This is a genomic window from Fructobacillus fructosus KCTC 3544 (assembly GCF_001438695.1).
In the GTDB taxonomy this organism is placed as follows: Bacteria; Bacillota; Bacilli; order Lactobacillales; family Lactobacillaceae; genus Fructobacillus; species Fructobacillus fructosus.
In genome coordinates, this window is record NZ_JQBH01000007.1 from 56,348 (window position 1) to 72,423 (window position 16,076).

General features: G+C 45.6%; 16 protein-coding genes and 2 tRNA genes. 1 reads left to right on the plus strand and 17 read right to left on the minus strand.

The features are described from left to right. Positions 1-16: 16 nt before the first annotated feature. The 16 genes from gpmA to trhA form a co-directional block, all read right to left on the minus strand. Complete coding sequence (gene gpmA, locus IV71_RS04195) at positions 17-727, minus strand: 2,3-diphosphoglycerate-dependent phosphoglycerate mutase (protein WP_010691410.1); 711 nt, start codon at positions 725-727, stop codon at positions 17-19. Positions 728-854: 127 nt separating this feature from the next. Beyond that, positions 855-1,055 (minus strand): cold-shock protein, encoded by a 201-nt coding sequence (locus IV71_RS04200; protein WP_010691409.1) that lies wholly within the window; start codon positions 1,053-1,055, stop codon positions 855-857. 202 nt (positions 1,056-1,257) lie between these two features. Next, the gene (locus IV71_RS04205) at positions 1,258-1,932 is read right to left on the minus strand and encodes a DUF4811 domain-containing protein (protein ID WP_010691408.1); all 675 of its coding nucleotides are present in this window, start codon (positions 1,930-1,932) and stop codon (positions 1,258-1,260) included. Between the two features lies 1 nt (position 1,933). Next, positions 1,934-3,439, minus strand: a complete 1,506-nt coding sequence (locus IV71_RS04210; protein WP_010691407.1) for an MDR family MFS transporter — start codon at positions 3,437-3,439, stop codon at positions 1,934-1,936. 104 nt (positions 3,440-3,543) lie between these two features. Beyond that, positions 3,544-4,248, minus strand: a complete 705-nt coding sequence (locus IV71_RS04215; protein WP_010691405.1) for a nucleoside/nucleotide kinase family protein — start codon at positions 4,246-4,248, stop codon at positions 3,544-3,546. Beyond that, positions 4,241-6,616, minus strand: coding sequence for an RNA polymerase recycling motor HelD (gene helD / locus IV71_RS04220; protein WP_010691403.1), 2,376 nt, complete (start codon positions 6,614-6,616; stop codon positions 4,241-4,243). The genes IV71_RS04215 and helD overlap by 8 nt, the downstream gene beginning before the upstream one ends. 121 nt (positions 6,617-6,737) lie before the next feature. Further along, on the minus strand, positions 6,738-7,958 hold the full coding sequence (locus tag IV71_RS04225) for a phosphoglycerate kinase (protein WP_010691401.1): 1,221 nt from the start codon (positions 7,956-7,958) through the stop codon (positions 6,738-6,740). Positions 7,959-8,052: 94 nt separating this feature from the next. Then, positions 8,053-8,502, minus strand: a complete 450-nt coding sequence (locus IV71_RS04230) for a helix-turn-helix domain-containing protein (RefSeq protein ID WP_010691399.1) — start codon at positions 8,500-8,502, stop codon at positions 8,053-8,055. Positions 8,503-8,606: 104 nt separating this feature from the next. Further along, complete coding sequence (locus IV71_RS07915) at positions 8,607-8,768, minus strand: hypothetical protein (protein WP_010691397.1); 162 nt, start codon at positions 8,766-8,768, stop codon at positions 8,607-8,609. Next, entirely contained in the window at positions 8,765-9,355 is a 591-nt protein-coding gene (locus IV71_RS04235) for a hypothetical protein (protein WP_141559891.1), read from the minus strand. Before IV71_RS04235 ends, IV71_RS07915 begins: the two co-directional genes overlap by 4 nt. Before the next feature lie 236 nt (positions 9,356-9,591). After that, positions 9,592-9,663, minus strand: a tRNA-Gln gene (locus IV71_RS04240). Between the two features lie 29 nt (positions 9,664-9,692). Then, positions 9,693-9,775: transfer RNA gene (locus IV71_RS04245), tRNA-Tyr, on the minus strand. Positions 9,776-9,842: 67 nt separating this feature from the next. Next, on the minus strand, positions 9,843-11,729 hold the full coding sequence (locus IV71_RS04250) for a M13-type metalloendopeptidase (RefSeq protein WP_010691393.1): 1,887 nt from the start codon (positions 11,727-11,729) through the stop codon (positions 9,843-9,845). A 95-nt stretch (positions 11,730-11,824) separates the two neighbouring features. After that, a complete protein-coding gene (locus tag IV71_RS04255; protein WP_056995021.1) occupies positions 11,825-13,192 on the minus strand; it encodes an MFS transporter in 1,368 nt (455 codons plus the stop codon). 92 nt (positions 13,193-13,284) lie between these two features. Then, positions 13,285-13,923: a carbonic anhydrase family protein gene (locus IV71_RS04260; protein ID WP_056995022.1), complete on the minus strand. Its 639-nt coding sequence runs from the start codon at positions 13,921-13,923 to the stop codon at positions 13,285-13,287. Positions 13,924-13,960: 37 nt separating this feature from the next. After that, positions 13,961-14,602, minus strand: a complete 642-nt coding sequence (gene trhA, locus IV71_RS04265) for a PAQR family membrane homeostasis protein TrhA (protein ID WP_010691385.1) — start codon at positions 14,600-14,602, stop codon at positions 13,961-13,963. 178 nt (positions 14,603-14,780) lie between these two features. On the opposite strand from trhA, the gene IV71_RS04270 reads away from it, so the two are divergent. Further along, a complete protein-coding gene (locus IV71_RS04270) occupies positions 14,781-15,128 on the plus strand; it encodes an iron-sulfur cluster biosynthesis family protein (RefSeq protein ID WP_010691384.1) in 348 nt (115 codons plus the stop codon). 55 nt (positions 15,129-15,183) lie between these two features. Here IV71_RS04270 and IV71_RS04275 read toward each other — a convergent pair whose 3' ends face one another. Beyond that, entirely contained in the window at positions 15,184-16,068 is an 885-nt protein-coding gene (locus tag IV71_RS04275) for a DegV family protein (protein WP_010691383.1), read from the minus strand. Between the last annotated feature and the right edge of the window lie 8 nt (positions 16,069-16,076).

Genomic DNA, 16,076 nt, shown 5'->3' on the forward strand with positions numbered 1-16,076 from the left:
TTAGTGGACTTTTTAATTACTTCAATGTCTTCTTGTCGTTAATTGACAAATCAGCGTTCAAATCATAAACGATTGGTTGACCGTTTGCGATTTCAACGTTCAAAATGTCGTCATCGGAAATGTTTTCCAAGTGCTTTACCAAAGCACGAAGTGAGTTACCGTGGGCAGCAATGACAACGTCCTTGCCGGCTTCCAAATCCTTCTTGATTTTAGCATCAAAGAAAGGCAAAACACGTTCCAAAGTAACCTTCAAGTTTTCACCCAATGGCAAATCACCGTAAGGTACATCAGCGTAACGAGCATCAAAAGCAGGGTATGTCTTACCCTGTACTTCAACCGTCTTTTCGTAGTCATCAAGCAATGGAGGCAAAACATCGTAGGAACGACGCCAGATGTGAACCTGCTCGTCGCCCCACTTCTTAGCTGCTTCCGCCTTGTTTTGTCCCTGCAAAGCACCGTAGTGACGTTCGTTTAGGCGCCATGACTTTTCTTCTGGTACGTAAAGTTGACCAGCTTCTTCCAAAGCATAGTGCAAAGTCGTAATGGCACGGGTCAAAACTGATGTGTAGGCTTGGTCAAAAACAATGCCCTCTTGCTTCAACAATTCCCCTGCGTGCTTGGCTTGTTCAATACCTTGTTCGGACAACTTTGTGTCCACCCATCCGTTAAACAAGTTCAATGCGTTCCATTCACTTTGTCCGTGACGGATCAAAACTAATTTTGCCATGTTCTAGCTCCTTTGTTTGCTTGAATAATTCTTGTTTATTATACAACATTATCCAAGTTCTTTGCATTTTTCGGACAAAAGAAAAAAGCCCAGACAAATGTCTGAGCTTTTAAAACTAATGAAAGAATTAGTCCTTAACGATGTTTACAGCTTGCAAACCGCGGTCTGAGTTTTCAACATCAAACGTTACGTTTTGTCCGTCTTCCAAAGTCTTGAAGCCGTCGCCTTGGATAGCTGAGAAGTGTGCGAACACATCTTCACCGTTTTCGCGAGTAATGAAGCCGTAGCCCTTTTCGCTGTTAAACCACTTTACAGTGCCTTTTTCCATGATTGTTTCTCCTTCGGGATCATCCCATCTGTGTCATGTATATAAATATGATTCTTTTGGTATGACGCCTTCCGAAAAAAACAAATCAAAATCAAAATTCAAACTTAAATACAAGATTAGTGTAGCACAGTCAGCTGGCTTTGGCAATTAATAAGTCCGATTTCTCACATAGTGGTCAAGACCAATTGCTAAAACCATTCGCTTAACCGTTATTTAATACGTTTTGGTAATAAGCAACTGCATCACGCGCAGCCTGTTCAGGGTTATCAACCGCTTCCTGCTTATTTTGTTGAATAAAGCTGATAAAGTCGGCGTCCTTAGCAGCTGTTTTGGCAGCTAAGATGCTCTTTAGCTTAGCCCCTTCCTCTGCAGACAGTGCAATCCAAGTACTTGGTACTTGGTAGGTCACGACTTTCGACTTAACCTCGTGGTTGTTACCAGCCCAACCAAAGAGGAACTGATAAAAGCCGTTGTCATACACGTATTCCTTCGCCTTTGTCACTTGGAAAGCCTGATTGCCATCAACATGCTCAATCGAAGTCGTTGTCTTGAGGTCAGGCTTGGCAACCGTTGTCTTCAAAGAGTTTGCTTGTACCTTGTAAACATAAGCCTTTTCACGGCCTGAAGTCCCAATTGGTTGGTATGCCAAGACACCATACGTGTTTTGGTCTTGGGCAGAATAAATCTGTACCTTAGTCGTGACCGTCTTGACTTTCATCCCCCAATGATCATGAGCGTTACCAGTAATCAACACAAGAGAACCAGCAACAGCGATAAAGGAAACAACGGTAGCGGCAATCCGTACCTTAGAATCCTTAACCAGCATGATGGAAAGGAAAGCCAGAATAACAAATAAAATTAATAGAACGATAATCATCTTAGTTCTCCTTTATTTCTGGTTGGTTGACCTTTCCGTTGTGTAGGAAGAAGGCAAGGACGAAAGCGGCCAAGGCAAACATGGCTGCCACGAAGAACGACGTGTGGAAACCGTCAAGCGTTGCCGTAATCGCCTTTGATCCATAGGCAATCGGATCTGCCGACTTCAAGGCGTTGCTTGGCATGTTGTCGTTTGCAACCGACTGCATGACGGAGGCCAAGACAGCCGTTCCAAGTGAAGCAGCAATTTGACGGGCCGTGTTGTTGACGGCCGTTCCTTGAGCATTTTCTTCCTTAGCCAACGCACCCATGGCCGATGACGTCAACGGCATCATGGTAAAGGCAATGCCGGCCATTCGAACCATGTAGAGCGCCGTAATGTAAATGGTTGGCGTTTCTGCCGTTAGGTAGTAGTAAGGCAAAGTGGCCAAGGTGACGAGGGCAAAGCCAAAGATTGCCAAGCGCTTGGCACCATATTTGTCGTAGAAAGAGCCGGCAATTGGTGAAATCAAGCCCATCATTAAGGCGCCGGGTAGCAAAGTCAGACCAGAATTCAAGGCCGTCAAACCACGTACCGTCTGCATGTAGGTTGGCAGTACCATTTCAACACCCAACATGGCGATGAAAGTTAAGGAAACCATCGTTGTCGTCAAGGCGAATTGCTTGTTCATCAGCACGCGAACATCCAAAAACGGTGTTTCCATGTGTAACTGATGACGGGCAAATTCCGCAATAACCAAGGCACCCACAATGATTGGTGCAATAACATAGCTGAATGAGTCCCAACCGTGGTCTGAAACCATGGCAAATCCGAAGAGCAACAAACCAAATCCAACCGTTGATTCAATCAATGAACGGATGTTAAGTGAAACCTTCTTCGTTTCCAAAACGTTTTTAAAGTAAAAGATGGAAAGAATAAACACGATAATGGCCAAAGGCAAGACCAATCCAAAGATTGACCGCCAGTCGCCACCCCAGGTTAAACCAAGAAAGTCATGCTTGCTGTCCAGAATCCAACCACTCAAAGTCGGTCCGATGGCTGGTGCCATTCCGATAACCAACCCAATGGAACCCAAAGCCTTTCCACGAGAATTTTCTGAGAAAATCGTCAAAGCCACAACCTGCATCAAAGGCATAACAATTCCCGCAGCCATGGCTTGCAAGGCACGGGCCAACATCAAGACCCAAAAGGCAGATGTTGGGGCGGTCCAGGCCATAAAGGTCCCTAAGATATAGACGGCCAAAGCTGTCAAGTAAAGATACTTCGTTGGAATCCGCGTTGTCATGTAAGCCGAAACTGGCACCATGATTCCGTTAACCATCAAAAAGATAGTCGTCAGCCACTGCACGGTTGCAGAATCGACATTAAATGCCGTCATCAGCGCTGGCAAGGCCGTTCCCAATGAGGTCTGCATCAAGATGATCACAAAGGAACCAATCATCAGCAAGGCCATCATGGCTAATTTATTCACCGGTTTCCCAGTGGTGTTATCCGTTGAATTTGCCATTTCTTCCTCCATATATAACAAGAAATAATCCAGACAAGTATACTACTGCTAAAAATTTTAAAAGTCAAACAAGCCCAATCTTAACAGAATCCTTAAACTAAGGTCTAGTCTTTAGCAGTACCTGGCGTAATCGACTGAATTTGGTGATAGTAGTCGACTGAAACCACCCAGTCGGCTTTTCCCTTCGTTGGGTAGATAAAGCGGTCATAGTTTTGCTGGTTCGTTTTTTCCCACACCCCCATGGCAAGTTTATAAAAGTCCAAGAGCGGCATATCAGCGTACTTGGCCCGCCAAGAATTGGGTTCGTTTGCGGACTTGACGGTCGCTAATAAATTACGGGCTAAATACCAGTCACGGATATCCTGCAAATCCGCTTCTAAAAAGACGGTTAAATCAAGCAGTTTTTTCGGTAATTGTAGGGCGACAACCCCCTCTAAAATCAAAACATCTGGCCGGTCAATGATGCTTTCTTTCCCAGGAACCCGGTCAGCCAGGGTTTGCGAATAGACAGCCGTGCGCTGAGTCTGTTGTCCATTCCGGAAATTTTCGATAAACGTTGCCATTCCTTTTAGGTCATAGCTATTTGGAAATCCCTTTTCATCAAAGATACCTTCTTGATGAAGTTGTTCATTTGTCTTCAAGAAAGCATCCGTCGAGAGCACTTGAACTGTTAGGCCCGCCGCCTTGATTTCCATCGCAAGTTGGTCAGCCAGCGTTGACTTTCCAACTGCAACAGAACCGGTTAGTCCAATCGTAAAAAAAACACCCTGATGGGCGTTTTTTACTTCTTCAATTAATCGTTCAATCATCAACGGCCTCCAATTTGTAAAGAGACTTCGGCAATGCCTGTATCATTGGCGATTCCTGGCCAGCGCCAATCAAGGTCAAACGGTGCATGGCTCGGGACGTCACAGTATACAACAGGCGACGAACATCATCTGACTGATAATGAGCGGCATCAGCTTGCCAGACAATGACGGCATCAAACTCCAAGCCCTTGGCTAAGTATGACGGCAAAATGACAGCCCCAGGTGCCAAACGCTGGTTTTCGGAACGAATGAGTGTCACTGGTTCGTCTTTTAACTCCTCGGCCAAGGCTTTCGCTTCGGCCAATGTTTGGGTGATAATGGCCGTTTGTTCGCCATCCCCCTCGTTAACGGCAAGCTGTTCACGGGCCGCTTGGACAGCCTCCGCTTCCGTCTTCGCCATCTTAACAACCGGCAAATCACCTGACCGGTTAAAGGCCTCGATGGTTTTACCGTTTTTCAACAAGGCTTTTGAAAAGTCTGTAATCTGCTTCGTTGAACGGTAAGTTTGCGTCAACTCAACAAAGTCGACTTTTTCGGGATTAAAGAGTGAGGCAAAGTCCTCTTCCAACGATGAAGCCCAGTCTTGAGTAAAGATTGCTTGGTTCAGGTCGCCCAAAACCGTAAACTTGGCGTTTGGGAATGAAAACTTCAAAAAGGCCAATTGGAAAGGCGTATAGTCCTGAATTTCGTCAATAAAGAGGTAACGAATTTCACGTTGCCCATGCTTTCCAGTAATCAAATCATACAAATAGAGATAAATGGTCGTCGTTGATAGCGATAGCTTGCGCTCCTTAACCTGCTCAATGACAGTGGCAATGTAAGCCGTCCATTCGCCTGAACTAATTTGAAAGTCGGCCAAATTCAAATACTTTGGCAGTGCCCGTAAGAGATCAACAAACTGCGCGTTAATATTGATGAATCCTGCGCGACGAACGCGCTTAGCTAGCGGACGCAGGGCCTTTGTTGCAATCTTTTTCGCCAGGAAATTACGTTCTTGTTTATCAGAAGCAAAAGTCCGTTCCTTTGGTCCTTCGCCAAGTTGATGACGACGAGTCAAATCACCCGCGTCATTAACCTGGTCATCCCCTAACCGAACTTGACCAGCCCCAACTAATTCGTCATATTCCTGCTTCGACAGGTTCTCAATGGCTAGCTCGACCCAGTCGGACTTCATTTGAACCCCAACCTGCGAGCGAAGCGAACGGATCAGACTTTCCTGGGTTGCTTCGAGTCGCTGTGACAACTTGTAGTTCTCATTATATTGGTAGTAAACGCTTTGAATCTTCTCTTTACTCAAGAGTACTTCGCCACGGAAGTTCAGATTCCGAACCTTTAATCCGGATTGATTCAAATCCTGAGCATAGCTTTGGACAGCCCGGAACATGTCAAGCGAACCAAGTAGGTGATCAATTTTCTCGTTTTGTTTATTCTTTTCAAAGCGGTCTTCCAGCGTTTGAACTTCAAACCGTGGCAAACGGTGTGACGCATACTGGTAGAAAGTCAGCTGCACCAGGTTCTGTTCACCCAATTCTGGCAAGACCTGGTCCACGTAGTCATTAAACAATTGGTTAGGTGAAAACATCACCACCTGACCCGAGTTCAACTTACCACGGTAACGATAAAGAAGATAAGCCACTCGTTGCATAATGGCCGCCGTCTTTCCAGAACCAGCCGCTCCTTGAACAAAGAGTAGGTCCGCATCCGTATTACGGATGATCTTGTTCTGCTCTTTTTGGATGGTCGTGACAATCGACTTCATCTTGGTCGTCGACTCACCAGACAGCGCATTGAGAAGCATGGCATCCCCAATCGCTTCTTCCGTATCAAAAAGCGTGACAATCACACCCTTTTCAATTTCAAACTGACGCTTCAATGTCACATCAGCCGTTTGCTTACCGGCAGGAGTCATGTAGTCGACTTTACCAAGACCACCATCGTAATAGATTGAGGCAACTGGTGTTCGCCAATCGTAGACCCAAAAACGGCCGTCATCGTCAGCAAACGAGGCCAGACCAATGTAAACGGTCTCTTTTTCACGGTTCTCTTCCGCATTGTCCAAAAAATCGATGCGCGCAAAATAGGGCTTATCCTTTTGCTTCGCCAACGTTTTGTAGCGATCTTCCGCACGAGATTTAGCTGACTGTCGTTCCTGAATCGCTTGCTGTTGCTGACGAATGGACATCGCCGTTTCCACGATACCGGAATAGGTTGATGTCTTGACGCGGACGTCATCCCAGGCAGCTGATACATCGGCTAAGGATCCCTTGGACTTTTTAACCTCGGCTTCAGCCTCTAGTTGGGCCAAGTCAATCTTCTTTAAGGTTTCATTTAGGTATTCTTGTTCGCGGACTTTTTGCTCGTTTGACACAGTACACCCCTTCTCAATTTACGTTGTATCCATTATACGCCTTACAAATTTAGAATGAAACCATCGGCTAACTCAAAGACCAAATAAAAAAGCCGACCGCAGTCGACTTTTGAAAATTTGTTTACTTGTTCGTCAATGAGGCGATACCAGGCAATTCCTTACCTTCAAGGTATTCAAGGGAAGCCCCACCACCAGTTGAGATGTGTGACAACTTGTCTGCAACACCCAAGGCTTGAACGGCAGCAGTTGAGTCACCACCACCAACGATGGTCGTCCCACCGTTTTCCGTTACCTTAACGAGTTCTTCACCAATGGCCAACGTACCCTTAGCAAAGTTTGGCATTTCAAACACACCCATTGGGCCGTTCCAAACAACCGTCTTGGCATCGTTCAACACGTCATCGAAGAGCTTAATTGACTTAGGACCAATGTCCAAGCCCATGTAGCCATCAGGAATACCAGCATCGGCATCAACAACTTCCGTCTTGGCATCGTTTGAGAAAGCATCTGCGGCAACAGAGTCAACTGGCAACACTAGCTTGTCCCCAGCTTCGGCCATCAAGTCCTTGGCTGTTTGTACCTTGTCTTCTTCAAAGAGTGAGTTACCAATCTTGTTACCCTTAGCAGCGTCGAATGTATAAGCCATTCCACCACCAACGATCACCTTGTCAGCCTTCTTCAACAATGATTGAACAACTTCAATCTTGTCGGAAACCTTTGCACCACCAATGATAGCAACGAATGGACGCTTTGGTGTATCAACCGCATCACCCAAGAACTTGATTTCCTTTTCCATCAAGTAACCGGCAGCAGCCTGGTCAACGTTTGAAGCAATTCCAACGTTTGAGGCGTGAGCACGGTGAGCCGTACCGAAGGCATCGTTAATGAAGAGATCATCTCCAAGTGAAGCCCAGTACTTACCTAATTCAGGGTCGTTACCAGATTCCAACTTGACGTATTCACCGTTCTTCACGTCTTCGAAACGAGTGTTTTCCACCATCAATACCTGACCATCTTTCAAGTCATTGATTGCGGCTTCCAACTTAGCACCACGCGTTTCAGGAACGAAGATCACTTCTTGTCCCAACAATTCGCCTAAGCGCTTAGCTACTGGTGCCAAAGACAATTCCTTCTTGTCTTCTTCTTTCTTAACACGTCCCAAGTGTGAGAACAAAACGGCACGACCGTTTTCCTTCAACACATGCTTGATGGTAGGCAAAGCAGCCACGATACGGTTATCGTTTCCAATAACGCCAGCCTTAATAGGGACGTTAAAGTCCACTCGCATCAATACTTTCTTACCGGCCAAATTCTTCAAGTCTTGTACAGTTAATTTTGCCATGTGTGCCTCCCAAATCATTTCTTTATCTAACAAGACCAATTATAAAGCAAACACTAGCAAATGTCTGCAAGCACTGCTAAATTTGTTCATTTTGTTACTTGCGGAGGTGCAGTTGCCAGGGATAAATCACTTTAATACCAAACTCTTTGTTAAATTCTTCAATGTTATTAGCTGCACTAACAATGATAAAGAAAACAATCAGCCAAACCTCCGCTTGCAAAGGCACCTTGAGAAGGTCTTGCGCCACATCACTTAATAATAATAGTAAAAGACTGATTGTTAGCTTAACGTAAAGACGCGTTAATAACTTTTTCACGGGCGCCTTCTCCAAACTCTCTTGCACTTGGCCATCTTCCTTCAAAAAGACATCTAGGCTCACACCAAAGAAATCCGATAAATGAACCAAATCCTGCATATTTGGATAGGTTTTTCCATTTTCCCAAGAAGAAATATTTTGCCGGCTCGTGTAAAATTCTTTCGCTAGCTGTTCTTGGGTTAATCCTTTTTCCTGTCGTAGTTGTTGCAGCCGTTTGCCAAACTCCATCTCGTCACCTCCGTAAATTCATCTCTTACAGGTTACGAAATTAGCGGCCGATTGCCAAGCAAGAATATCTTGCATAACTTTAAACAAGCGGAAACAAGCGGATTTTAGAAATTATGCTCATTTTGCCATTCTTCAATCCGCCGGTCCTGTTCTTCGAAAAGCTCGAGCCATTCCTGACGAATAGCTGGAGTTAATTTTTCTTCTATTTCTTCATCTGTTAAAACGGGAAGAATAACGCCTTGAACTTCTTTTCCATCAATAATCATTTCATTACTCCTTGCTCTTCTATCGCTTCAATGAGGTGAATATACCTCGGGTCTCTGATGACGATTTCCCGACCATTAGTAAAATTCGACAGGATGCCATTAAATCGCGTAAACGTATCTTTTATCACCACCGGTGGCAACGAAATAATACCGACTTGATTCAACTTTTCAAGTACAACGCCATCCATTTGTCGCCGCCGACTAATCCGATCCGAAACATATTCCTTCTTAATATCCCGTAATACCCCACCAATTATCTTTTGATACAAATGCAAAACATGGTTTCGGTTAACCAATTGATTTAAATCGAGATAGTTCTGAATGTCGATTTGTATGGTTAGCTTTAGAACAACTATCTGTTTGGCGGGCACCTTTCGAATTTGTTTTGCAAACAGCAGCGCATTTTCCTTTGCCGTCTGCATAAAATAGACATCCCCCTTTTCTGGACTACTATCCAGATAACCATAAATACCATGGCCTAAATCATTGGGATAACGCTGTCTTCCTTTTTCTATGCGAAAGCCTTCCGTTAAAATCTTTTTAGCGTTCTTTCTGCTAGTTCCGTGGTAGGCAGTAACGATCATCATTAGGCTCCTCTATTGCAGGCAGAGAATCGACCCTGATTCCCTATCAATGAATTTTACGAGCCCCACTCCTTTTACGCTTTCATTACTGTCATCATACGCCGGTAAACCGTCTTCTCCCAGCCATTATCACGATGTGGAATAAAGTTCCCCAAAACGGCATAAAAGCCACAAGGAAATCGTTTCCCGAATTTTTACAGCAACAAAAAAGCAGACCTTCCGGTCTGCTTTTTACTTGATTGCCCCTGCTGGGATCGAACCAGCGCATGGAGGTACCAAAAACCTCTGCCTTACCACTTGGCCAAGGGGCAATGCTTCAAATTTGCCTGAAGCGAGGCAATGGGAGCGGTAGGATTCGAACCTACGAACCCGAAGGAACGGAGTTACAGTCCGTCGCGTTTAGCCAGACTTCGCTACACTCCCATGTCTTAAACAACTTCTCTATATTAACAAGAAAGCTGTTTTCTGACAAGGTTTTTCAAGAAATTTTTTACCAAATTTGAATTCGAGATTCTGGGGCCAAGTACATACCATCCCCCTCTTTCACTTCAAAAGCGTTTTCAAAGTCATCAAAGTTTTTGACCGTCACGTTCGTTCGCAACTTAGCGGGGGCGTGAACATCAATCGTGGCCAATAAAGCCATGTACTTTGGTTCCGCCTTTTGCCGCCAAAGCGTGGCAAAGTTCTCAAAGAACGCTTTGATGTTGGCATCCCCGCCCGCCTTGGCAGCAGCCAAAGCGGCGGAAACGCCACCCAAATCGGCAACGTTTTCCGAAACCGTGAGGTGCCCATTGACTTTGGCACCAGCGGAATCCAACCCATCGAAAGCCTTCACAACGGCTGCCGTCTTTTCTTCAAAGTGGGCAAAATCCTCCTTTGTCCACCATTCCTTTAAGTTTCCCTTTTCATCATAGCGAGCACCGTTGGTGTCGAAAGCGTGCGTAATTTCGTGGGCAATGACCGTTCCAATACCCCCAAAGTTCTGACTAGCCGTCTGCTTCAAGTCATAGAAAGGTGCCTGCAAAATGGCGGCCGGAAAGACGATGTGGTTGAAATCTGGTGAATAGTAGGCGTTGACCGTATCAGCCGACATGCCCCAGCGGGACTTGTCAGGTTCCTTCCCCCACTTTGAGAAGTGTTCAGCAACTGATTCTTTCGAAAAGCGCTGCACGTTTTCGAGCAAAGATGCCTGTTCGTCAACGGTCCGCTTCAGTAAGTAATCCGGCAACTGTTCAGGGTACCCGACTTTAACACCTAGGGCATTCAACTTCACCTTTGCCTTGGCCCGCGTATCATCGGAAAGCCAGTCAATTTGGTCAAAACGGCCTTCATAGACCTTGATTAACTCCTGCACCATGGCCTCAACATCCGCCTTGGCCTTTGGTCCAAAGTAAGTTTCACCATACCATTTTCCGATACGTTGTGAAAAGAAGGCCCGCGCTTGACGAAAAGCAGCCTTCTCTGGCTTAACTGCTTCTTTGGTTCCAGACAATGCGCGCCCGTATTGACCAGCCAGCACACGCGTCTCATCCCCAAGAAAACCGGCGACCTCGAGCAGGTTTTCGATAATCAACCACCCCTTCACATTGTCAAAGTTTTGCTCGGCATATGCCTCGTTGGCCCGGTCAAAGAATGGCCCGTCATAGATAATAACTTTCTCCGGATTTTCCCCTACCAAAGTCGTTAACGTCTTAGCCAAGGCAACGGCCGGCACCTTCTCCTGTGCGGCAGCAACCGTCATTGGGTGATAGTTCTTCCATGAATCGGATAGTTCTTCCGAAGAAGATTCGCGATCGGCTAAGAGTTGATCAAAGGCCAATGCTTGATCAATCCAGTCTGTTCCTTCATCTGCCAAGTCCAACTTTTGGAGTAATGCCTTGACCATCGCTGACCAGGTAGACAAAAGTGCTTCTTTCTGCTCTTTATCTTGGTACGAAGTCGTGTCCGGCAAAATCAAATCTGGACTAGCTAGCCAAAGTTCGTTGCGACTCGTGTTTTTCGAATCCGGGCTGATGGTGGGCTCTAGAATCGTTGAATAGCCTGCCTTAATCAACTGACCCTCTTGCTCTTGAAAGTCTTGCCAAGACGTTAAAGCAAGCAGTGGCGCCAAAAACTTCTTAACCTCACGTTTTTCATTTTCCGCACGCTTTGACCAATCATTGGTTAAACGATGCAATTTAACAAATTCACGGAGGTCTTCTGGGGTTTCCTGTTCCCCCTTTTCAATTTGCTCAAGCACTCGGCGTTCTTCTTTTTCGATTCCCTCGACCAAATCGTAAAAACCACCAGTTACTGGTCGGTCCGCTGGAATCGTGGCTTTTTCAATCCAGTCACCATTGACTGCCTGATAAAAATCATCTTGATAACGTGTTGTCATCTCGTACCTCCTTTTGTACTCATTTCCTACAGCCATTATCCAGTAGTTCTCATTTATTTGCAATAAAAAAGACCGCAAAGCGGTCTTTAAAGACTTTATAACGTTTTTTCACCAACGTTTTTCGGCAAGGTCAATACCTCAAGTAATGGATAAAGCGAAATTAACGCCACCAAAAAGAGTGTTACCTGGTAAGCCAGACTAGTGACAAACATTTTTGAGAACAAAGCGACCAAAGTCGCCACAAAGCCGACACCAAAGGCCTGTGACAGCATCTGCATGACGGATTGTAACGTATTCGCCGCGTTCTTTTCCTTTTTAGAAAGTTCCGCAAAGGCAAGCGAATTATAGGAAGTCAATGCTAATGAACGACCAACTCCGGAAACAAAGGCGACAAAGGCAATCCACGGCTTGGCCGTTTCAATTGTAAAGGCCGCCATTAGGAAAGTCGTCATGGTGGCCAGTCCAAGGGCAATCACCAGGGCATACTTGTAGCCCGTCCGCCGGATGATTGGCGTTGTAAACGGCTTGATGGCCAAATTTCCTAAGAAGATGAAGATGACATACGTTCCTGCCTCAATGGCTGACCAGTGGAACGGTACCTGTAGTAGGAGGGTCAACAGGTAAGGCAAGGCCCCAATCGTCATCCAAAAGATGGAACCCCCCGTCTGATAAATCCGGAAAGACTTAATTTTGAGGGCGTCTAAAGCAAAGAGTGGCTGTTCGACTTTTTGTAAATGACGAAAGGCCAGAAAAGCAAAGAAAATGCCCAATATAAGGACCGCAGACCCGACGGCCAACAGCGGCAACCCACGCGATAACACTTCGGCAGCTACCAAAATCAATCCAGCAGCCAACGCAACGAGGAGAAAGCCAACCAAGTCAAACGGTGCTTCTTCCCGATCATTTTGATCATGAATCAGGAGATAGCCGGCTAGCAAAATACCAAGCCCAATCGGCAAATTCAAGAAGAAAATCCAATGCCAGGAGAGCGCCGAAATAACATAGCCCCCAAGTAATGGCGCGATGGCTGGTGCAATCAAAGCGGGCCAAACCAGAAAGGAGAGAATTTGTAACAAATTCTTAGCCGCAACGTTTTCCAAAATGATGAGTTTCCCAACGGGTACCATCATTGCCCCCGCCATCCCCTGAATCGCACGCATGACCAAAATGTAGGCTAGATTATTCACTAGTCCAGCAGCTACTGACGAGAGGGTAAAGAGCATGACCGCCAACAAGAAAAGCGTTTTGCGGCTCATCTTTTTTGCCATCCAACCCGACAAGGGAATGAAGATGGCGGCAAAAAGCATGTAAACCGAAACCAGCAATGAGGCTGACGATTGGTTAACCGATAAATCGGTTGCAATTTGCGGCAGTGCCGTAGTGACAATTGTTGAATCGAGCATCTGCATAAAGAGGGCGGCAGCCACAACCAGGGCTGCCCGTTTAAGACTTGCTTCTTTCATGATTCACTTCCTTTAGCAAAATAAAAACAGACACAACATACGCTGCGCTGTTTTTCTTATCTATTTACTCTACTCGTCAACAAGCCCTACGGTCAAGGAAGACTCGTAATTTGATGACGTACCACCGAGCGATTTCCTAGCGGTTGCACCTTACGGTAATTATCCGGGTAGGCTTGGGCAAAAGCCACCACATCCACTGGACTTATCCCCAGGCGTTCCTTCAATAGTAACCATTCAACGTCTTTCTTCAAAGGTGGCGTCGTCAAAGTTCCCATATAGGTCATCATTGTTTTTTTATTTTTAGGCAAAAAAGTTGTCAAATCAACCTTTGCCGCTGTTCCATCTAGGATTGGCTTAAAAATAGCTTCAGCTTGTGGATTTTCATCCAAAAAGACTGCCAAAACCAACGTCCCCCCATCAGCGCGTTTAAAAACAAGGTGTAGCTCGGCTGCACCACTTTGGCCGTCCCATAGGTGTTCAAAACCGTCATGAATGTGGAAACGGACGAGTTCAACCGTCTGTCCATCAATGACAAGCTTTCCATGACAAAAGAATTGGTCGCCGATGACCTGTTCTTTTTTTAGCAGTGGGCTGATGGTTAAGCCCGACCAGTCAATGGCCATTGCCGGCCCATCAACAAGCTTGTCTGCCACTACATCAATTGGTGATTGGCAGGTGGCCGTGGTCGTGTAGCGCCAGGCGTCCTGATAGTGGTAATTTAGTTTTTCCATGATGATTTTCTTTTTCCTATGTTTCCCTTCAAGTTTCCTAAATCGTTTGGTAAATGGAGAAATACATTAATCCCGCTCCAATAATAACAAAAACGTGCCAATAAACATGCCCCATTGGAATTTGTGGGACGAGATAAAAAATGGTTCCTAGCGAGTATACCACGCCTCCGGTTAATAAAAGCCAGAAAGCAGCTGGCGAAAGCGATTGCCAGATAATGGGCATCACTAAAATAATGAGCCAACCCATCACAAGGTAAATGGTCACCGCTACCCAAGGCCAGCGGCCAACAAAAAAGATGTCATAGACGAGACCAGCAAACGTCATCACTAGGATGGCAGTCCAAATGGCCCAGCCAATTGGCCACTTCAAGACTAGCCACGTATAGGGCGTGTAAGAACCCAAAATCACCAGGTAAATCCCTGCATGATCCATAAACTGAAAGACTTTCGCGGCCTTAGTAAAGACCAGCGAATGAAAAAGTGTCGAAGCCAGTAAAAATAGCAAAATTGACAAAATATAGATGGTAATGGCCGCAATCGTTAGCGGGCTGGGTGACTGACTCGAAACCTTCTGAATTAAGAAGACCGAAGCCACTAACGCCAAACAAAAACCAACGCCATGCGTGGCAGCGTTTAAAACTTCATAGACAATCGTATATGCTTTTGTCCTTTTTTTCATCTTGATTCCTCTCAAAAACGGGGCAACAGGCTTTGTAACAGTTTAGCTTAGTTTTTCACTTTTGGCAAAGTCAAATCAACAAGACGAAAATAACAAGTATACCAATTTGACTTTTTACGTTAATTCCCTTACACTATACTTGTCGTTAAGAAAGAAAACAGAAGCAGGAGGTCTATTCATGAAGTTGACATTTACTGATGCAGCAAAGGCACGTTTGGAAAAGTTCGCAACCCCTGACAAGAAGATTGTTTTGGACTTTGATGACGGTGTTGGTCCATTCTCGAAGGAAGCTAACTGCACACTGGCCCTTTCGTTCAATCTACTCTTCGTTCCAAAGAATACCGATTTGTCAGAATTTGGTGCAACAATTGATTCCAACTTGGGAACCGTCTATGCAAAGCCTTATTCAACGGATCAAATGGATGAAGAGATGACCATTGATGTCAACCAAAAGTATCTTCGTTACAGCCTATCCGGCCGTAATGGCGTGCTTGACTCTGCTTTAGGAATCAAAAACATCGACTGAACCATTCATCATTAACATAAAAAGACCGGTCTTTTTTTTCGTTACGTTATTTCCATCACTTCGAATAGGATTGGTAGTCTTTCGTCCAAATCAGGGCCATGGCCCCATCCCCAGTGTGGACCCCAATCACAGGGTCCATTTCGGCCCTTTCAAAAGATACCGCTGGATATTTGCTAGTAAAGTCCTTCAACCACTTATCACCAAGCTTTTGGTTATTACCATCAATTACGTAGGCCCGCACTGGAAAGTCGACTTTGGCCAGGTACGCTTCGAAGGCTTCTTGGATTAAGTCCTTGGCCCCTGACATCTTCCGTGCCTTGCCAACCGCCCCAATCTTGCCGTCTCCCTCAATATCGAAGTTCAAAATTGGCTTAATGTTTAACAAGCCACCAATCAGCGCCTGTCCCCGAGAAAGGCGACCGGTTCGCTTTAAGTGCGAAATATCATTGACGACAAAGCGAACGCCCATGTGTGTTCGAAAATCCGCCAGCTTAGCCAGAATGTCATCCATCGTGGCTTCTTCTTTTGACAACCTAGCTGCCAATAAGGCCTGGGCGGCCTGGCCCATGTTGACAAGCTTTGAATCCACTACTTCAACGCGATTCAAGCCCTCATAGCCTTCAGCAACCAACTTAGCCGTCTGAAAAGCACCGGAGATTCCAGACGAAAGCGTAATAATAACCGCTTCGTCATAGCCCGCGTCCTTAGCCTGGTTAAGCGCCATTTCCCACTGTGCCGGAGAGGGCTGCGACGTCGTGGGTAATTCTTTTTTCTCCCCCATCATTGTCACCAGCTGTGCGATGGAAGTGATGTCCTGACCACCTAAGAAGGTTTCCTGGCCAAACAAAATGGGAATGGCCACTTCAATAATTGAAAATGAATTTCGTAAACTCTGTGGTAGGGCGGATGATGAATCGGTAATGACCGCAATTTTAGCCATATCATGTC